The sequence below is a fragment of the Solwaraspora sp. WMMB335 genome, from assembly GCF_049179075.1.
Taxonomy (GTDB): Bacteria; Actinomycetota; Actinomycetes; order Mycobacteriales; family Micromonosporaceae; genus Micromonospora_E.
In genome coordinates, this window is sequence record NZ_JBMHMF010000001.1 from 1,935,960 (window position 1) to 1,954,550 (window position 18,591).

Genomic DNA, 18,591 nt, shown 5'->3' on the forward strand with positions numbered 1-18,591 from the left:
ACCCGTCGCTGCGCCGAACGGTCTCCATCGAGACGATCCGGTGACCACTTTCCGTGTCCGTCCGACAACCCACTGCGTTAGCGAATCCCGTCGCCTTGCCCGTAACGACTCGCCGCTTCGGCCGATGGTGTTGACTAGCCCGGTGTCCAGCGCGAACCATCAACGGCTCGCCCCTGCCGGCTGCAGCCGCCGGGGCCTGATCCGCGGCGCCGCCAGCGCCCTGCTCGCCGTCACCGCCGGAGCCGGTTCGGCCGGCTGCGATCTGCTCGATCCTGCGCCTGAGCCCACGCCCGAGCCGGACCCGCTGGCCGACTTGCTCACCGGCACGGTCGAGTTGGCCGCGAGCTACGACGCCACCCGGCTCGCCCACCCCGATCTCGACGCGGAATTGGCACCGATCGCGGCCGCCCATCGCGCCCACGCCACCGAGCTGGCCCGGATCACCGGCATCACGCTCCCGGATCCAGCCAGCGTCAACCCGGCCGGCACGGCACCGGGTACGGGCTCGACGGCCACGCCGGGCGCGAGCACCCCGCCGGACGACGGCACACCGCGGCCGGGCTCCTCCCCGACCGCGCCCGCGGCGGGTCAGCCGCAGGTGCCGAGCGACCCGGCGGCCGCGCTGGCCGCGCTGCGCAGCGCCGAGGAGGCGGCGGCTGCCGCGGCGGCCGAAGCATGCCGTGCCGCGCCGGCCGACCGGGCGGCGTTGCTGGGTTCGATCACCGCGGCCCGCACCTGTCACATCGAGGTCCTGCGATGAACGAGATGGCGGTCCGACGATGAGTGACGCGTGGCAGGAAGCGCTCATGGCCGAGTACGCGGCGATCTTCGCCTACGGCGTGGTCGGGGTCCAGCTCAGTGCCGGTGCCGCCGATCAGGCCCGGGCGGTCGAGGCAGCACACCGCGCCCGGCGCGACATGCTCGTGCTACGGGCCGCCGGAGCGAGCCAGGTCCCGGTGGACCCGGCCTACCAGACCCCGTTCCCGGTCACCGACGCGGCCAGCGCACTGCGCCTCGCGGCGGAGGTGGAGGAACGGTGCGCCGCTGTGTGGCGGGCGGTGCTGCCCGTCAGCACCGGCGAGGAACGCGAGACCGCGCTCGACGCCCTGGTCGAGTACGCGGTGAACGCCACCCGCTGGCGGCTGACCGCCGGAATCACCCCTGCGGTACCCACCTGGCCGGGACTGCCCGGCTGAGGCGGGTACGCCGGCCGGCCGGGCCCGACGGCTCAGCGGAGGTCACCGCTCAGAGCATGCCGGCACCGACCCCGATCAACCGACCGACCAGGTAGGTCGCCCCGGTGGCCGCCGCGCCGAGCAGGAGCTGCCGTAACCCGGTACGCCACCATGGCCGGCCGGTGAAGCGGGCCACCGCCGCACCGGCCGCGAACAGCCCGAGCCCACCGACCGCAAGGGCAAGTTCCAGCTGTGGGAAGCCGAGCAGGAAGGTGATCAGCGGGACCAACGCACCGACGGAGAAACAGGCGAACGACGACAGGGCCGCCGTCCATGGGCTCGGCTGATCGTCCGGATCGACTCCGAGCTCTTCCTGTACGTGCAGGCGCAGCGCCGCCTCGGGCCGGTTCCGCAGTGCGGTGGCCACCTGCTCGGCGAGGTCCGCGGGCAGCCCGTGACTGGTGAGCATGCCGGCGAGCTCATGGGCTTCCGCGTCCGGATGGCGTTCAAGTTCGCGGCGTTCCTTGTCGACCTCGGCGGCGATCTGTTCGTTCTGGGTACGGACGCTGGTGTACTCCCCCAGACCCATCGAGATCGCGCCGGCCACCAGTCCGGCCGCCCCGGCCAGCACGATGCTCCGCGCCGACGCCCCGCCGCCGCCGACTCCGGCGATCAGCGCGATGTTCGTGACCAACCCGTCCATCGCCCCGAAGACCGCCGGGCGCAACCAGCCCCCGGCCACGTCGGCATGGTGTTCACCGGCGAGCGCCGCCGGGCCGACCGGGACCGTCACGGCAACGTGAGGATCTCGTGACCGTCGTCGGTCACCAGGATCGTGTGCTCGAACTGGGCGGTCCAGCGCCGGTCCTTGGTCACCACGGTCCAGCCGTCGCCCCAGATGTCGTACTCGTGCGTGCCGAGCGTGATCATCGGCTCGATGGTGAACGTCATGCCCGGTTCCATCACGTCGATCGGACGCGGGCTGTCGTAGTGCGGCACGTACAGACCACTGTGGAACGCTTCCCCGATGCCGTGCCCGGTGAAGTCACGGACCACACCGTAGCCGAAACGTCGGGCGTAGGACTCGATGACTCGCCCGATCACGTTGATCTGCCGGCCCGGCGCAACCGCCCGGATGCCCCGCATCATCGCCTCGTGGGTGCGCTCCACCAGCAGCCGGGCTTCCTCGGAGACCTCACCCACGCAGAAGGTGGCGTTGGTGTCGCCGTGCACACCGTCGACGTACGCGGTGACGTCGACGTTGACGATGTCACCGTCGACGAGCACCGTGGAGTCCGGGATTCCGTGGCAGATCACTTCGTTCAGACTCGTGCAGCACGACTTCGGGAAGCCCTTGTAGCCCAGGGTCGACGGATATGCGCCGTGATCACAGAGGAACTCGTGCACCACCCGGTCGATGTCGTCGGTCGTCACGCCGGGCTTGCAGTGCTCGCCGGCGAGTTGGACGGCCTGGGCCGCGAGCCGGCCCGCCACCCGCATCCGGTCGATGGTCTCCGGGTTCTGCACGTGCGAGCCGCGCCACTGCCTGGGCTGCTTCTTCCCGACGTACTCGGGTCGCGCGATGTGCGCCGGCACCTGCCGCCAAGGGGTGAGCGTGCCGGGGGTTAGCGGTGCGCGGACGATGGCCATGGGGTCCAGCCTATCCCTGCTCCCAGGGCTCCCCCGATTCTTGCCGGATCCGTACGGTTGTGCCATCTTCTACGTCGTGGATCACGAGGGCGAGATGCCCGCCTTTGCCGCCTCCGGCGCAACACCCGCCTTTGCCGCCTCCGGCGAGCTGGACGGCAGCCGGCTGACCGTCACCGTACGTGGCGAGGTCGACATGTCGACGGCCGCCGAGATGTTCCGGGCGGCCATTCGACCCGAAGCCGGCGAACTCACCCTTGACCTGCGACAGGTGTCGTTCTTCGACTCGGCCGCCATCCACGCGCTGCTCCAGCTCACGGAGCGGTACCCGCAGACGCTCACCGTGCTGGCGTCCTGGCAGGTGCGCCGTATCCTGGACATCTCCGGGCTCGGCGAGCAGCCATGGTTGGCAGGCTGAGCCGCCGAGCGGACAGGCCCGGGTGGCAGTCCCCGGTCGCGGTCAGTCCCCGGTCGCGGTCAGCCGGGTTTCGGCGCCGACGCCCGGTGGCCGGGCCAGGGTCCGGCGCATGGTCACCCGGCTGCCCTGCCTGTCGTGATCGATCTGGAGGTCGGCGAGGGCCGCGATGAGAGCCAGCCCGCGGCCACGGAAGCCCGTGGCGGTCGCCTCCCGCCAACTACCGCTGTCCTGCACGGTCGCGACCAGTTCGGGGCCGGTGATACACACTTCGACCGAAATGTCGGTCTCGGTGGGTGACACCGGATGCTCGATCGCGTTCGCCGCCGCTTCGGATATCGCGACAGTCAGGTCGAAGCGGTCGTTCTCCGCCAGGCCGTGCGCGGTGCAGAAGTCCTCCAGCCGGCGGCGCAGCAGCGCCAACTTCGTCGCCTCGGCGGGCAGCCGCACCATCAGCCGGTCCAGCTCGGTCGCCTCCAGCACCAGCACGGCGACATCGTCTCGACGCGGCCGGCGGGCAACCCGCAGCAGCAACTGGTCGGCCAGGTCCTCGACGTGGTCACCGCCGGCCCAGGCGTCGGAGCGGACCTGGTCCAGTCCGGCGTCGATGCCCTGGGCGCGGTCCTCGATCAGTCCGTCGGTGTAGCACAGCAGCCTGGTCCCGGCGTCGAGGCGGGCGGAGGCGGTCGGATAGACGCTGGCCGGGATCGCACCGATCGGCGGCCCGAGCGCCCGCCGATGCAGCAGCGAGGCGTCGGTGCCGGCCACCACCACCGGCGGTGGGTGACCGGCGCTGGTGTACCGCAGCTCACCGGTGCGCGGGTCGAACCACAGGCAGACCACGGTGGCCAGCGACCGACGGCTCATCGTCGCCATCAGCCGGTTCAGCCGGGTCAGTGCCTCGCCCGGCGCGAACCCCTCCAACAGGTATGCGCGTAGCGCGTTACGTAACTGTCCCATCGTGGCCGCCGCGGCGACGCCCTTGCCCACCACGTCACCGATGACCAGCACGAGCTGTCCGTCACCGACCTCCACGGCGTCGTACCAGTCACCGCCGACCTCAGCCTCGGCGTTGCCCGGCAGGTAACGACTGGCCAACAGGGCACCGGGGACCTTCGGCAACGCCTGCGGCAGCAGGCTGTGCTGCAGGGTGGTGGCGATCCGGTGCTCCGCCTCGTACAGCCGGGCATTGCCCAGCCGCAGCCCCACCATCCGGGCGAACTCCGCCAGCGCGGCCTCGTCGATGTCGGCGTCGACCCCGTCGACCGGCCAGATGAGCAGTTCTCCGAGCCGATCGCCGGAGGCACCGACGAACGGGATGGTGGTTGCCGGCTCGGCGGACGACTGGCCGCCGCCGTCGATCTCATGCCGGGCACCCGGCGCGGTGGCCACCACCCTGGCGGCCCGCACCAACTGCTGGACGTGCTCGACCGCTACCCGCAGCACCTCGTTGGTGGTCTGCGCGGTGTTCACCGCCACCGCGGCGTCGGCCAGCGCGCGCAACTGGTGGATGATCCGGCCGCGTAGCTGGCCGAGTTCGACGTTGGCCCGCACCCGGGCCACGAGCTCCTCCGCTGCGAACGGCTTGACCAGGTAGTCGTCGGCACCGGCGGCGAGCCCGCGGACCGCGGATCCGGGGCCGGCCCGCGCGGAGAGCACCACGATCGGCACGTGCCGGGTCCGTGGTTCCCGGCGCAGCGCCGCGACCAGACCGAATCCGTCGAGATTCGGCATCATCACGTCGGTGAGAACCAGGTCGAAGGCGGCCCGGGAGGCCAACTCCAGGGCAGTGACGCCGTCGGCCGCCGTGACGACCTGCCAGTACGGTGCCAGTAGCCGGCCCACATGATCACGTAGGTCGGCGTTGTCGTCGACGACCAGCACCCGGCCGACAGGCTGATCGACGCGGTGTGGCGCGACGCGGTCCCCGGTGGCCCCAGGGCCGATGGCGGGCACGGCCCCGGATTCGGGGCCGGCCCACCGCTCGATCTCGGCCAGGTGCAGGCGGGTCGGGGCGTCGGGCGCGCTGATGAGTTCGTCCTCGGCCGTGCCCGGCGACCACGTCGGACCGGCGACCACGGAGCCGGGCAGCTGGGCGACTCCGGTCGGAATCTCGACGGTGAAGGTGCTGCCCCGGCCGACTTCGCTGCGTACCGCGACCGTGCCACCGTGCAGCCCGACCAGTTCCCGAACCAGTGCCAGTCCGATCCCGGTGCCCTCGTAGCTGCGGGAGCGGGTGCCGGCAACGCGGTGGAACCGCTCGAACAGACGAGGTAGATCGGCGGCCGGGATGCCGACACCGGTGTCGGCGACAGTCAGCTCGACCGACTCGCCACGGCCGCGCAGCCGGACCGTGACGACCCCGTCGAAGGTGAACTTCAGCGCGTTGGAGAGCAGGTTCAGTACGACCTTCTCCCACAGGTCCGGATCGACGTGGACCTCGGCGGGCAGCGGTGGACAATCCACCACCAGGTCCAGTCCGGCACGCTGCGCCGCAGACCGGAACGTGCTGGCCAGACGATTGGTGTAGTCGGCCAGGTCGACCGGGCGCAGGGCGGCCCGGGCCCGGCCGGATTCCAGCTGTGAGAAGTCGAGCACCGTGTTCACCAGCTTGAGCAGCCGCAGGGCGTTGCGGTGCATCATGGCTGCCCTGTCACGGTGCCCGACCGGCAGATCCGGGTCGGCCAGCTGGTCCTCCAACGGGCCGAGCAACAGGGTGAGCGGAGTCCGGAACTCGTGGCTGACGTTGGCGAAAAAGTTGGTCTTGGCCCGGTCGATCGCAGCCAGTTCGGCGGCCCGGGCCTGCTCGTGCAGATACGCCCGCTGATTGGTCACCGCGCTGGATATCTGGGTCGCCAGCAGGTCGAGGAAGCCTCGGTAGTCGCTGCCGAAGGGCAGGTGCCGGCTGTGGCCGACGACGACCGCACCGACCGGCTCGGTGGCCGAGAAGATCGGCAGGACCAGTACGTCGGCTGCCGCACGGTCCGGCACAGTGGCGAGAAAGTCACTCGCGGACCCGGTCCGGCCGGCAGCCTCCCGCAGCGTGTCCAACAGGGCTACCGGGGCCGCAGCGGTCGCGTCGGTGCCGGCCTGCGGGTCGGCCGGTGCGACGACCGCCTCGGCCGGCACGCCGGTGCAGCCCGCGAGCCGGGCCGTCGCGGCGTCGGCACCCAGATAGAGCAACGCGAAAGGTACGTCGGCGCGGCAACTGTCCAGCGCTTCGAGCACCGCACGGCGTAGGTCGGCCTCGCTGCGCCCGTCGGACAGCCGAGTCCCGAGATCTGCCAGGGCCCGGATCCGGCGTTCCCCGATCACTCGTCCGGTGGTCTCGTTCACGATGCAGAAGACACCGGCGACGGTACCGTCCTCGGTGCGTAACGGGTCGTACGAGACGTCGAAGTAGGTCTCTTCGAGGAACCCGTGCCGCTCGAGCAGAAAGGGATGATCGCTACCCCGGTACGCCCGGCCGGTGTCGATCACCGCGGCGAACAGCGGTTCGAGCACGTCCCACAGCTCCGACCAGTGCTCAGCGGCGGGCTCGCCGAGCGCGTCCGGATGTTTGGCACCGATCGTCGGCAGGTAGGCGTCGTTGTAGAAGGCACGCAGTTGCGGCCCCCAGTACAGCACGATCTGCGCCTGGGACGCGAGCATCATGCCGACCGCCTGGCACAGGCTCGGCGGCCAGGTGCGCAGCGGTCCGAGCGGTGTGGCGCTCCAGTCGTGATCGCGGATCCGGACGCCCATCTCGCCGCCGCAGGCCAGCGCGGCGGCGAGCATGGCAGGGACGGCAGACCCAGGCGCCGTCGGTGCCGGTCCGGCTGAGGACTCCGGCGACCGATCACCTTCTGCCATTGCTGTCCACCTTCTATCCGTCGATGCCCGGCGGGCAGACCCGCCGGCGTTGTCTGCGATGCCCGGCGGGCAGGCCCGCCGGCGTTGCCTGCCCGGCAAGTTTCTGCCGGTCAACGACCTTGTCCGGTACCGGCTCTACCGGTGGTCCGCCTTCTACCCCGCTCGCCGTCGAACGTAACCCGACCGGCCGGCTGCCCGCGCTCGGGTCGGCCGGTCATGTCACCGAACGGGCTCGCCGGCCCGTCTTGCCGTATGTCACCTGACTTGGGTTATTTAGGCGTACGACGATCGGTGCGGCGCGTCGGCTTGACGGATACTTCACGGCAGGTCGCCGCGCCGAGACCGGAAGGTGATCGTCAACGTGGCCCGGGTCGGGATTCACCATGCCGCCGCCGTGCTCGGCTGCCGGCTTACCCGTTGCCTGCCGCCGCTCAGCCCGTTGTGTCCGGCTGGACGGCGGCTGACCGTCGGTGGATGAGCCGGCGTAATCACGCACGGTCACGAATGTGATGTCACCTCCTGCCCATTTCGGGCACTGCGTCGTGCTGCCTCCGTCCAGCCATCGCCATGTCCGCGGCGAGTGGAGCCAGACTGACGTCATCCCTGGCTTTTGAGGTGTGCCAGAGTCCACTCGCGATGGAGATCCCGTGTTACCCGGGCCGGCTCCAGCTCCCTGGTCACCGTGAGTGACCCGACTGGGGTCATGTGGTGCGTACGACGATCGGTGCGGCGTTTCCGCTGGTGGCAGCGGTGCCGCCCGTTGAGCGCCCCGACTGGAGGAGCGCCTTCGCACGGGATGGCGGCGTGTCGGCGTGGCGGATACCTGGCATCCGCCGGCGTGGGTCCTGGTGGGCACGTCGTGGTCGGCGGCCTTGCGGCTCTTCCGGTAAGTTTGATCATCCACATCGGATGCCCGCGTCTCTTCCGGGGCGTAGGGAAGTCGCCGAGATGGAACATCGTGCCGAGGTCAGGGTGTCGGGTAGTGCGCAGATTTCGACACGGTCGCGAGCAACACGGCAGGTCACAGCGCCGAGATCAGAAAATGATCTTCAACGTGACCCAACTCGGGCCCGCCAGCGCTGTCTGCGATGCCCGGCGGGCAGACCCGCCGGCGTTGCCTGCCCGGCAAGTTTCTGTCGGTCAACGACCTTGTCCGGTACCGGCTCTACCGGTGGTCCGCCTTCTACCCCGCTCGCCGTCGAACGTAACCCGACCGGCCGGCTGCCCGCGCTCGGGTCGGCCGGTCATGTCACCGAACGGGCTCGCCGGCCCGTCTTGCCGTATGTCAGGTGCCGGGAACCGGCGGGTCGACGGGTTGGTGAGCGGGTCCGGCAGGACCGGAAGGTGGCCAGTATGGCGGGTGGGATCAGGCGACTGCTGGAACAGGAGTTGGCGCAGCAGCCCGCACCGCCGATCGGCGATCTTGTGATCGACTCCGTACGGCACGGTCGTCGCCGCCGGCGGCTGCGCCGGATCGCCGTCGGCGTCGGCGTCGGCGGCACGTCCGGTGTCGCCGTCGCGACCGCTGCGGTGTTGCTGTTGTTGCCGACGCTGACCGATGGCGGCCTCCCGACGGCGGACCTCGTGCAGCCTGTCGCGGCACCACCGGCCGGGACAGCCACACCAGCGGCCGTGGCCGGATCGGACTCGTCCGCCCTGCCGGTAGCGGAACGGATCGGCGGGACGCCGATCGACGCGAGCGCACGACCGGTGGTGTCGCCCCCACGATGCGGTGGTCAGGACAGCGGCCGAGCGGAATCGACCGCAGCGGTCACTCCCCGCACCCAGATCGTCAACTGCCCGATCCCCGAGGAGCTGAACTTCAGCATCCCGTACGTCGTTGGCGGACCGGTCGCACCGGCCACCGCGTCGGGTGCGTTGGATCTACTCAGCGCCCTCCTTCCCAAGGGACGGACCAGCGGGTACGCCATGGGCGACGCGCGGGAGCTGGGCCCAGGGGCGGTGGCCGTACAGGTGTACCTGGATCGCGGCGACGGTCCCGCCATGATTCGCCTCTGGGTCTACCAGGACGAGCCGGCAGACGTGACGCACTGCGACATAGGCGAGTTGTGCTACCGACTGCCCGATGGCGGCGTCATCGCTCTTTATGATATTCCGGACAATTGCGTGGATGGCCGGTCGGTCGCGTTGCACCGGGCGGACGGAATCCGGATCCAATTGAATCTCGCCCGCTGTCTGGTGTGGAACGGCCGGACCAATCCGCCGATGCCGTTGGCGCTGAGCACCCAGGAGGCACTGACGGTCGTGCTCGACCCGCGTTGGGGCACCGAACTGCCCGCCGAATACGTCAAACGCGGTGCCGAGCGTTTCACGGAGCTGCCCTGGACCTGGGCCGACGGCGGATAGTCCCCCGCTACGCTTGACCGATGAGCAGCCTGCCTGCCTGGGACCGCGACCGCGACCGGGACCCGACCGGCCGGCCCCGCAACGCCCGGCCCCGCGACGGACTCGGCCGCCCGCTGCCGCACGGCGCCACCGGCGTCCCGACCACCCCGGATGATCTGGTGCTGACGCCGGGCGCCGCTCTCGACGAGGCGCAACGGCTGCTCGACGCCGGCCGACCGTTCCACGCCCATGAGGTCCTGGAAGCCGTGTGGAAGGCAGCGCCGCCGCCGGAGCGGGAGTTCTGGCGTGGGCTGGCCCAACTGGCCGTCGGGTTGACCCACGTACGGCGGGGCAACCCGACCGGTGCCGCCCGGCTGCTGACCCGCGCGGCAGACCGGATCGACGGTTACGCCGAGCGGTGCCCGTACGACGTACCCGTCGCGGACCTGGTGCGCTTCGGCCGCGAACTCGCCGAGCGGCTGTGCGATGGTCCGGTCAGCGCGCACGCCCCGGTTCCGGACGTTCCTCGGCTACGGCCGGCAGCGGGCCACCGCCGGACAGCCGAGCGGTGATCACCGCGGCCGGCACCGGCTTGCCGAAGTGCCAGCCCTGCGCCTGGTCGCAGCCGAGGGCGGCCAGTCGGGCCGCCTGCTGGGCGGTCTCCACCGCCTCCGCGGTCACCGTCAGGTTGAGCGCGTGGGCCAGTCGGACGAGCGCGTCGACGATCCGCTCGTCGCGGTCGGCTTCGGCGCCGGCGAGACGCATTCCCTCGACGAACGGGCCGGCGAGCTTGAGCACCTGGATCGGCATCCGACGCAGGTAGGCGAGGTTGGAGTAGCCGGTGCCGAAATCGTCGATGGCCAGCTGTACGCCGAGCCCGGCGAGGCGGCGCAGGGCACGCAGTGGCTCACCACCGGTCGCCATCACCGCGCTTTCAGTCAGCTCCAGCTGCAACAACTCGGGCGGCAGACCGGTGCGGGTCAGCACCCCGGCGACCTCGCCAACCAGTTGCGGGTCGCTGACCTGGCGGGCGGAGATGTTCACGCTCACCGCGATCGGGGTCTGCGGGCACGCCGCCCGCCATCTGCTGGCCTGGCGGCAGGACTGTTCCAGGACCCACCGGCCGAGCCGGACGATCAGCCCGGTCTCCTCGGCCAGGCCGATGAACCGGTCCGGCCCGAGCCGACCGAGTTCCGGATGCTGCCAGCGGACCAGTGCCTCCACCGCGGTCACCGTCCCGTCGGCGAGCCGGGTGATCGGCTGGTACTCCACGACGAGCTCGCCCCGGTCGAGCGCGGCCGGCAGCGCCGCGACCAGCGCCGAGCGGGTGACGTCGCGAGCGCCGCGCACCGGGTCGTACACCGCCCACTGCCCACGACCGTCGGCCTTGGCCCAGTAGAGAGTGGTGTCTGCGGCTTTCATCACGTCCGTCGGGTTGCTGCCGATCGCCGGTGCCGCCACGATGCCCACGCTCGCCGACACCATCAACTGATGTCCACCGATCTGCACCGGGGCGGCGACCGCGGCAAGCGCCGACCGCGCCACCGAGATCAGCTGGGCCGTACCGGAACAGTTCGCCACCAGGATCACGAACTCGTCCCCGCCCATCCGGGCGATCAGGTGCCCGGAGTTGGCGACGCTGTCCGCCAGCCGCCCGGCCACCACGGTCAGCAACTGATCGCCGACGTCGTGGCCGAGTGCGTCATTGATCGACTTGAACCCGTCCAGGTCGAGGAAACAGACGCCGACCCGTCGGTGCGGCTCAGCGGCGTCGGCGAGCGCCTGTGACAGCCGGTCGAAGAAGAGCACCCGGTTGGGCAGCCCGGTGAGCGGATCATGCTCGGCCTGGAAACGCAGCCGCTCCTGCATCTCGTAGCGGTCGTTGATGTCCTCCACCATGGCCACGGTGAATCGGGGACGACCGTCGTCGTGGCGGATCAGCGACATCGCCAGGTCCGTCCAGATGGCGGCACCGTCCTTGCGGTAGTAGCGCTTCTCCACCCGTACGCTGTCGTGCTTGCCCTCGATCAGCTCCAGGTAGAGCTGGTGCATCCCGGGAGCGTCGTCCGGGTGGAACAGCTGCGTCACATTGATCTCGCGCAACTCGTCGATGGTGTATCCGAGCATGTCCGCGAACGCCTGGTTGACCTCGGATATCCGGCCATCGATGTCGGCGATGCCGATGCCGATGGCGGCACCGCTGAACACCGCACGGAAGCGGGCCTCGCTGTCGTGCAGTGCCCGCTCGGCCGTGTCCCGGGCGCACCACGCCGCTTGGCGAATGCTCGACTGCTGATCGAACGTGCGGTTGCGCAACGCCCGGGCATAGCCCTCGGCGAGCGCCCCCTGCAGGTACCCGATCCGATCCCGGGCCCGCGTCGACGTGGTCAGTTCCGGCAGCACCGTCGGCAGAAAATCGGTGCCGAGCGCGCGTACCGACCAGTCGAGCACGGCCGGCTCGGTGAGGTGCCCGTCGACCAGCGCACGTCCCACCTCGCGAGCGGCCTGACTGTCGAAATCCGCTGCCTGCACGGCGAGCGCCAACCGCGTCGTGTACCCGTACAGGGTGTCGGTCGTCTCGTCGGTACTCAGCGGAAGGTAGCCGAGGGCGGCCGCGGCGGCGGCCCACTGCCGGGCGTAGCGCCACGCGCCGTCGGGGCCGCCGGCGCCGTCCGGACCGGACGCCGGCATGATCAAGCCGGAACGCCGTCGCGGTACGCCACGCCGCCGAACGCACCGAACCGCCGCGGGTGCCGTCGCGCGTCAAGCACCTCCGGATCCCGCACGTCGGCCCGCAGAATGGCGACCTGCCCGATCCCGCCCGATGCGCCGCCGGATTGCTCGGTCATCCTGCCTCAGCTCCCTTGCGGTGCGAGCTTCCTCGCTATGCGCCGGCCCATGCTAACGCCGCAACGCTGGAATGTGCACCGATGGCAGATTCACGACAATGCCCGGCTCCCGACCAGATTCACCGGGGCGATTCCAGCAGCAGTGCGATACCCTGGCCGACCCCGATGCACATCGTGCACAAAGCCCGCTGTGCCCGTCGGTGGTCGAGTTCCAGCGCGGCGGTCAGCGCCAGTCGGGCTCCGCTCGCGCCCAGCGGATGACCGAGTGCGATCGCACCGCCGTTGGGATTGACCTGCTCGGCGTCCTCCGGCAACCCCAGCTGCCGCAGCACCGCCACCGACTGCGCGGCGAACGCCTCGTTGAGCTCGATCACGTCCACCTCGGTCAGCTTGACACCGAGCCGGCCGAGCAGCCGCCGGGTGGCCGGCACCGGCCCGATGCCCATCACCCGGGGCGGGACTCCCGCGGTGGTCGCCCCGGCGACCCGGGCCAACGGTGTCAGTCCGTAGCGCTGTACCGCGGTGTCGCTGGCCACCAGCAGCGCGACCGCGCCATCGTTGACTCCGGACGAGTTGCCCGCGGTGACGGTGCCACCGTCGCGGAACGGGGTCGGCAGCGCGGCGAGCTTCTCCAGCGACGTGGCACGGGGGTGTTCGTCGATCGACACGGTCGCCGTGCCCGCGCGTCGCTGTGGTACCTCGACCGGCACGATCTCGCTGGCCAGCCGGCCACTGGCCTGGGCCCTGGCCGCCCTTTCCTGCGAACGCAGGGCGAACGCGTCCTGCGCGGCGCGGTCCACCTGGTAATCGGCGGCGACGTTCTCCGCGGTTTCCGGCATCGAGTCGATACCCCAGCCCGAGCGGATCAGCGGATTCACCAACCGCCAGCCGATGGTGGTGTCGTGGATCTCGGCCGACCGGGAGTACGGCGTGGCCGCCTTGGGCATGACGAACGGGGCCCGGCTCATGCTCTCCACCCCACCGGCGACGACGAGGTCGGCGTCACCGGCCACGATCGATCGGGCCGCGATCGCCAACGCGTCCAACCCGGAGCCGCAGAGCCGGTTGACCGTGGTACCACTCACCTCGGCCGGCAGACCGGCCAGCAGTACCGCCATCCGTGCCACGTTGCGGTTGTCCTCGCCAGCCTGGTTCGCGCAGCCGAGTACGACGTCGTCGGCCGCTGACCAGTCCACCGACGGGTGCCGGGCGACCAGCTCCCGGATCACGTGCGCGGCCAGGTCGTCCGGACGCACCGCGGCGAGGGCACCGGCGTAGCGGCCGAACGGGGTACGCACCCCGGCGACGAGATAGGCGATGGGCACGGCCTTGCCTCCTTGCTTAGGGTCGTCAGGCGGTGGCAGGGCTTCGGGTCGTCAGGCGGTGGCAGGGCTTCGGGTCGTCAGGCGGCGGATCGGCGTGCCGGCGGGCGCTGGCCCCGCTTGGCCGCCTGGATCTGCTCGTAGACGTGCCCGCGCAGCTGGGTGAAGCGTGGATCGGCCCGGGTGTGCAACTGGTCGCGGTCCACCGGCAGGTCGATCGGCAGGTTTTCCTGCACCACGGTAGGCGACGACGACAGGATCAACACCCGTTGGCCCAGGTAGACCGCTTCGTCGATGTCGTGCGTGACGAACAGGATGGTCACCCCGAGCCGCTGCCACAACTGGCGGATCAGATCCTCCAGGTCCGCCCGGGTCTGAGCGTCGACCGCGGCGAACGGCTCGTCCATCAGCAGCACGTCCGGCTGGTACGCCACCGCCCGGGCGATCGCCACCCGCTGCTGCATGCCGCCGGACAGCTGCCACGGATACGCACTGTGGGTGTCGGCGAGGCCGACCGCGGCGAGCGCGTCGTCCACCAGTTGCCGGCGCTTGGCCCGGGGCAGGCGCTTGTGCCGCAGCGGCAGCTCCACGTTGTCCCGAACGCTCATCCACGGAAAGAGGCTACGTCCGTACTCCTGAAAGACCACGGCCATGCCCGGCGGCGGTCCGGTGACCGGCTCGCCGCGCAGTCGCACCTGCCCGGAGGTCGGGGGCAGCAACCCGGCCATGCATTTGAGCAGGGTCGTCTTGCCGCAGCCGGATGGACCGACCAGGCACACCAGCTCACCGGCGTCGATCATGAAGGTGAGATCGCGTACCGCCTCGACCTGGCGCTGGCGCCCTTCGTAGACCTTGCGCAAGCCCTGGACATCGAGCATGGGCCCGTTACCTCTCTGTCTGTTCGCCGGCACGTCTGGCGGTCCGCCGGCGTGCCTGTGCCATCGACCGGCACGGATGCCGGTGGTGCTCATGAGCTGCGCTGCGCGCGCCGCAGGCCGTGGTACCAGGCCAGCGCCCGCGTTTCGACGTAGCGGAAGATCACCGACAGGGCGAACCCGAGCAGGCCGAGCAGCAGGATGCCGGTCCACATCTCCGGGATCGCGAAGCTGCGCTGGAACTGCACGATGGTGAAGCCCAGCCCGTTGCTGGCCGCGAACATCTCGCTGATCACCATCAGGATGATCCCGATCGACAGGGCCTGGCGCATGCCGGCGGCGATCTGCGGGCTGGCCGAGCGCAGCACCAGGTGACGCAGTCGGGCCGGCCCGGTCAGACCGTACGAGCGGGCGGTGTCGGCCAGCACCTCGTCAATGGCGCGCACACCCTCGACGGTGTTGAGCAGGATCGGCCACACGCACCCGGCGGCGATCACCACGACCTTCATGGTGTGGTCGATGCCGGCGAACAGCATGATGATCGGCACCAGCACCGGCGGCGGGACGGCCCGGAAGAACTCCAGCACCGGCTCCAGCACCGCCCGTACCGTCCGGAAGCTACCGACCAGCACGCCGAGCCCGACACCGACCAGCGCGGCCACCGCGTATCCGCCGGCCAGCCGCAGCAGGCTGGGCAGTACGTCGGCGCGCATCCGCTCGACCGTCCAGACCTCGGTGAACGTGGCGAGGATCTCGCGCAGCGGCGGAGAGTAGAAGTTGGTGCTGCCGTCGGTGCGCAACCACCAGATGGCCAGCAGCAGCACGGGCAACGCGACGGCCAGCAGCACCCGCCAGAGGATCCGCGTCACATGACCACCTCGTCGCGCATCGACTGGTGCCAGGACAGCGCCTGCCGCTCGACCAGCCGGGCGAGCAGGTTGATCGCGACACCGAGCAGACCGGTGACCACCACCAGGGCGTACATCAGGGGCACCGCGCCGGAGGTCTGCGCCACCGCGATCCGTTTGCCGAGCCCGGGGGCTCCGATGACGAGTTCCGCGGTGATCGCGAGCACCAGAGCGACGGCGGCGGCCAGCCGTACGCCGGTCATCACGTACGGCAGCGCGGTCGGCCAGACGACGTGCCGGATCCGGGCCCAGGCGTTCAGCCCGTAGCTGCGGGCGGTCTCGTCGGCCACCGGGTCGACGTCCTGTACGCCGTACAGCACCTGTACCAGCACCTGCCAGAACGATGCGTAGACCACCAGCAGCAGGACCGACTCGATCCCGGTGCCGTAGAGCAGCACGGCCAGCGGAATCAGCGCGACCGAGGGGATCGGGCGCAGGAACTCGATGGTCGACGCGGTCAGTGCGCGCAGCATCGGGACCGAGCCGATGAGCACGCCGGCGACGATTCCGGCGACGACCGCGATCGCCAGCCCGATCGCCCACGAGGTGAGGGTGTCGCCGAGCGCGGCCCAGAAGGTGGCGTCGGCGAGCAGCTCGGTTCCGGCGGCGAGGATGTCGGTGGCCGGTGGGAGGTATCGCGGCGAGACCAGCGGGGTGGCGGGCAGCACCTGCACCAAGACGAGCAGCCCGGCCATCCCGGCCAGGCCGAGCAGGGCCGCCGGCGGCCGACGGCGCGACGCACGGGCGTGTCGCGGCATCGCCCCGGGTACTGACGCGCCCTGGTCGGGGCCGGCGGTGCCGGCCCCGACCGAGGTCTTGTCGACCGCTGTCACGGCAGCAGGGCGTCCAGGTCGGGTTCGGTCTCGAAGACGCCGTCGGCGAGGCCGAGTTCGGCGACCCGCTCGATCGAGGCGCGGTTGATCTCGGCCGGCCACATCGGCAGCGTCATCGCGTCCAGGATGGCCTGATCGATGTCGGTGTAGCTGCGCAGCACGGTACGCACCTCGTCGGGGTGGGCGTTGGCGTACGACAGCGACTCGGCCATCGCCTCCTCGAAGGCGGCGACCAACTCGGGGTTCTCCTGGGCCAGCTTGGTGCTGGTGAAGTAGACAGCCACGGTCAGATTCGGCGCGGTGTCGACGAAGTTCCAGGCGACGACGCGGGCCCCGGCGTCCTTGGCGATCGCCAGCGACGGCTCGACCACCCAGGCGGCGTCCACGTCGCCGCTTTCCACGGCCGCAGGCATCTGCGGGAACGCCATCTCGACGAACTCGATGTCGTCGGGGTTGCCGCCGGCCTTGCGGACCGACTCCCGCACGCTGGTGTCACCGATGTTCTTCAGGGTGTTGACAGCGACCTTCTTACCGGCCAGGTCGGCGGCGGTCTGGATCGGGCTGTCCGCGGCGACCACCACGCCACCGAAGTCGGCGTCCGGATTGCCGGTGGAGGCCACGCCGTTGGCGACGATCTGGATCGGCACGTCCCGGGTCTGCGCGGTCAGCAACGACGTCACGTTGCTGAAGCCGAACTGGAACTGATCGCTGACCACCCCCGGGACGATGGCGGCGCCGCCCTGGCCGCTCTCCATCGTCAGGTTGATGCCACGCTTGGTGAAAAAGCCCTTTTCATCGCCGAGGTAGATCGGGGCGACGTCGACGATCGGGATGACGCCGACGGTGACGTCGGTGACCTCTTCGGTGCCACCGGCCTCGTCCGTGGCCGAGTCGGAGCCACAGGCTGCGGAGACCAGCAGGGCGGCTGCCATGGTGAGGGCGACGAGGGGCCGTCGCATGAGACCTCCAGTTGGGGATGGATGTTGCGTTGTCCGGGAGGTCCGGTCGGGAACGGCCACCCGACCCGGGCGGCGTTCGCTAACCGAACAGTGGTTCTTATGATGAACGTACGGCGTGGCCTGGCTCACGTCAACGTCACATGTCGGAAATGACCCCGCCATCCCGGCGGGGGAAGGGAGCGCCGTGCGTACCCAGGTTGGCATCATCGGAGCGGGACCGGCCGGGCTGATGCTCTCCCACCTGCTGCACCTGGAGGGTATCGACTCGGTCGTACTGGAGATCCGTGAGCGGTCGTACGTGGAGAGCCGGGTCCGCGCGGGGGTGCTCGAACACGACACCGCGGCGCTGCTGCGCGAGGTTGGCGTGGGCGCCCGGCTGGACCGCGAAGGGCTCGTGCACACCGGCGTCGAGCTGCGCTTCGGCGGTAGCTCGCGGCGCATCGACCTGGCCGCGCTGACCAGTGGCCGCAGCATCACCGTCTACGGCCAGCAGGAAGTGGTCAAGGATCTGATCGCCGCCCGGCTCGACGCCGGCGGGCAGATCTTGTTCGACGTCGGCGATGTCGCCCTCGACGGGCTGGACAGCGACGCCCCGGTGGTCCGGTTCACGCACGAGGGCACGATACGCGAGCTGCGGTGCGCCGTCGTCGCTGGCTGCGACGGCTTTCACGGAGTTTCCCGAGGCAGCGTCCCGGCGGCACAGCGGCGGACCGTGGAGCACGTCTATCCGTTCAGTTGGCTCGGCATCCTGGCCGAGGCGACGCCGTCGGCCACCGAGCTCATCTACGCCCATCACCGGCGTGGCTTCGCCCTGCACAGCATGCGCAGCCCCGAGGTAACCCGGCTCTACCTGCAGGTTCCACCCGACACCGGACTCGCCGACTGGCCGACCACACGGATCTGGGACGAGTTGCACACCCGGCTGGCGACCGACGACGGGTTCGCCCTCAAGGAGGGACCGATCCTGGAACAGGGCGTCACCCCGATGCGCAGCTTCGTTACCGAACCGATGCGCTACGGACGCCTGTTCCTGGCCGGTGACGCTGCTCACATCGTGCCGCCGACCGGGGCGAAAGGGCTCAATCTCGCGATGGCCGACGTCCGGTTCCTGGCCAGCGCCCTGATCGACTGGTTCCGCCAGGGACGCGAGTCGGGCCTGGACGAGTACTCCGCCCGGTGCCTTCGCCGGGTCTGGCGGGTGCAGCACTTCTCCGCCTGGATGACCGGCCTGCTGCACCGTCCGGCCGACGCCGACGAGTTCGCCGACCGGCTGCAGCTGGCCCACCTGGAGTACGTGGCCACGTCCACCGCCGCGGCGACCACCCTCGCGGAGAACTACGTCGGGCTGCCGTTGGACTGGAGCGATCGCGTTGACACATCAGCGAAACCGGCCGTACCGTTCGCTTAGCG

Annotated in this window: 16 protein-coding genes; 6 read left to right on the forward strand and 10 right to left on the reverse strand. The window is 70.5% G+C overall.

What is annotated here, in order from left to right; translation table 11 throughout:
- Positions 1-142 precede the first annotated feature (142 nt).
- Both ACN27F_RS08095 and ACN27F_RS08100 read left to right on the forward strand, forming a co-directional pair.
- Entirely contained in the window at positions 143-760 is a 618-nt protein-coding gene (locus ACN27F_RS08095; protein WP_421432065.1) for a hypothetical protein, read from the forward strand.
- Between the two features lie 19 nt (positions 761-779).
- Complete coding sequence (locus ACN27F_RS08100; RefSeq protein WP_421432067.1) at positions 780-1,196, forward strand: ferritin-like domain-containing protein; 417 nt, start codon at positions 780-782, stop codon at positions 1,194-1,196.
- Between the two features lie 49 nt (positions 1,197-1,245).
- Here the strand turns inward: ACN27F_RS08100 and ACN27F_RS08105 are convergent, their stop codons facing one another.
- Positions 1,246-1,968: a VIT1/CCC1 transporter family protein gene (locus ACN27F_RS08105; protein ID WP_421432069.1), complete on the reverse strand. Its 723-nt coding sequence runs from the start codon at positions 1,966-1,968 to the stop codon at positions 1,246-1,248.
- Entirely contained in the window at positions 1,965-2,825 is an 861-nt protein-coding gene (gene map, locus ACN27F_RS08110; RefSeq protein ID WP_421432070.1) for a type I methionyl aminopeptidase, read from the reverse strand. The genes ACN27F_RS08105 and map overlap by 4 nt, the downstream gene beginning before the upstream one ends.
- Positions 2,826-2,901: 76 nt before the next feature.
- Here map and ACN27F_RS08115 point away from each other — a divergent pair, with 76 nt between their 5' ends.
- Complete coding sequence (locus tag ACN27F_RS08115; RefSeq protein WP_421432072.1) at positions 2,902-3,240, forward strand: STAS domain-containing protein; 339 nt, start codon at positions 2,902-2,904, stop codon at positions 3,238-3,240.
- Between the two features lie 42 nt (positions 3,241-3,282).
- Here the strand turns inward: ACN27F_RS08115 and ACN27F_RS08120 are convergent, their stop codons facing one another.
- A complete protein-coding gene (locus ACN27F_RS08120) occupies positions 3,283-7,014 on the reverse strand; it encodes a SpoIIE family protein phosphatase (RefSeq protein ID WP_421432074.1) in 3,732 nt (1,243 codons plus the stop codon).
- Positions 7,015-8,442: 1,428 nt separating this feature from the next.
- On the opposite strand from ACN27F_RS08120, the gene ACN27F_RS08125 reads away from it, so the two are divergent.
- Both ACN27F_RS08125 and ACN27F_RS08130 read left to right on the forward strand, forming a co-directional pair.
- The gene (locus ACN27F_RS08125; RefSeq protein WP_421432076.1) at positions 8,443-9,456 is read left to right on the forward strand and encodes a hypothetical protein; all 1,014 of its coding nucleotides are present in this window, start codon (positions 8,443-8,445) and stop codon (positions 9,454-9,456) included.
- A 20-nt stretch (positions 9,457-9,476) separates the two neighbouring features.
- Positions 9,477-10,007 carry a DUF309 domain-containing protein gene (locus ACN27F_RS08130; RefSeq protein ID WP_421432078.1) on the forward strand — a complete coding sequence of 177 codons (531 nt, stop codon included), beginning with the start codon at positions 9,477-9,479 and terminating at the stop codon, positions 10,005-10,007.
- Here the strand turns inward: ACN27F_RS08130 and ACN27F_RS08135 are convergent.
- The 7 genes from ACN27F_RS08135 to ACN27F_RS08165 form a co-directional block, all read right to left on the reverse strand.
- The gene (locus tag ACN27F_RS08135; protein ID WP_421432079.1) at positions 9,931-12,126 is read right to left on the reverse strand and encodes a putative bifunctional diguanylate cyclase/phosphodiesterase; all 2,196 of its coding nucleotides are present in this window, start codon (positions 12,124-12,126) and stop codon (positions 9,931-9,933) included. The genes ACN27F_RS08130 and ACN27F_RS08135 overlap by 77 nt on opposite strands.
- 2 nt (positions 12,127-12,128) lie before the next feature.
- Complete coding sequence (locus tag ACN27F_RS08140) at positions 12,129-12,284, reverse strand: hypothetical protein (protein ID WP_421432081.1); 156 nt, start codon at positions 12,282-12,284, stop codon at positions 12,129-12,131.
- Between the two features lie 119 nt (positions 12,285-12,403).
- Positions 12,404-13,609: a 3-oxoadipyl-CoA thiolase gene (pcaF, locus tag ACN27F_RS08145; protein WP_421432082.1), complete on the reverse strand. Its 1,206-nt coding sequence runs from the start codon at positions 13,607-13,609 to the stop codon at positions 12,404-12,406.
- 77 nt (positions 13,610-13,686) lie between these two features.
- Positions 13,687-14,484 carry an ABC transporter ATP-binding protein gene (locus ACN27F_RS08150; RefSeq protein ID WP_421432083.1) on the reverse strand — a complete coding sequence of 266 codons (798 nt, stop codon included), beginning with the start codon at positions 14,482-14,484 and terminating at the stop codon, positions 13,687-13,689.
- An 89-nt stretch (positions 14,485-14,573) separates the two neighbouring features.
- Positions 14,574-15,350: an ABC transporter permease gene (locus ACN27F_RS08155; RefSeq protein WP_421432085.1), complete on the reverse strand. Its 777-nt coding sequence runs from the start codon at positions 15,348-15,350 to the stop codon at positions 14,574-14,576.
- Positions 15,347-16,222, reverse strand: a complete 876-nt coding sequence (locus ACN27F_RS08160) for an ABC transporter permease (protein ID WP_421432086.1) — start codon at positions 16,220-16,222, stop codon at positions 15,347-15,349. The genes ACN27F_RS08155 and ACN27F_RS08160 overlap by 4 nt, the downstream gene beginning before the upstream one ends.
- Complete coding sequence (locus ACN27F_RS08165) at positions 16,219-17,181, reverse strand: ABC transporter substrate-binding protein (RefSeq protein WP_421432087.1); 963 nt, start codon at positions 17,179-17,181, stop codon at positions 16,219-16,221. The genes ACN27F_RS08160 and ACN27F_RS08165 overlap by 4 nt, the downstream gene beginning before the upstream one ends.
- A 184-nt stretch (positions 17,182-17,365) precedes the next feature.
- On the opposite strand from ACN27F_RS08165, the gene ACN27F_RS08170 reads away from it, so the two are divergent.
- Positions 17,366-18,589, forward strand: a complete 1,224-nt coding sequence (locus ACN27F_RS08170; RefSeq protein WP_421432088.1) for a 4-hydroxybenzoate 3-monooxygenase — start codon at positions 17,366-17,368, stop codon at positions 18,587-18,589.
- Positions 18,590-18,591 lie beyond the last annotated feature (2 nt).

Excerpts from the sequence above, each read along its gene's own strand:
- ACN27F_RS08120 (WP_421432074.1), bottom strand. The coding sequence starts at position 7,014 with ATGCTCGCCGCCGCGCTGGCCTGCGGCGGCGAGATGGGCGTCCGGATC.
- ACN27F_RS08125 (WP_421432076.1), top strand. The coding sequence starts at position 8,443 with ATGGCGGGTGGGATCAGGCGACTGCTGGAACAGGAGTTGGCGCAGCAG.
- ACN27F_RS08130 (WP_421432078.1), top strand. The coding sequence starts at position 9,477 with ATGAGCAGCCTGCCTGCCTGGGACCGCGACCGCGACCGGGACCCGACC.
- ACN27F_RS08165 (WP_421432087.1), bottom strand. The coding sequence starts at position 17,181 with ATGCGACGGCCCCTCGTCGCCCTCACCATGGCAGCCGCCCTGCTGGTC.
- ACN27F_RS08150 (WP_421432083.1), bottom strand. The coding sequence starts at position 14,484 with ATGCTCGATGTCCAGGGCTTGCGCAAGGTCTACGAAGGGCGCCAGCGC.
- ACN27F_RS08140 (WP_421432081.1), bottom strand. The coding sequence starts at position 12,284 with ATGACCGAGCAATCCGGCGGCGCATCGGGCGGGATCGGGCAGGTCGCC.
- map (WP_421432070.1), bottom strand. The coding sequence starts at position 2,825 with ATGGCCATCGTCCGCGCACCGCTAACCCCCGGCACGCTCACCCCTTGG.
- ACN27F_RS08135 (WP_421432079.1), bottom strand. The coding sequence starts at position 12,126 with ATGCCGGCGTCCGGTCCGGACGGCGCCGGCGGCCCCGACGGCGCGTGG.
- ACN27F_RS08100 (WP_421432067.1), top strand. The coding sequence starts at position 780 with ATGAGTGACGCGTGGCAGGAAGCGCTCATGGCCGAGTACGCGGCGATC.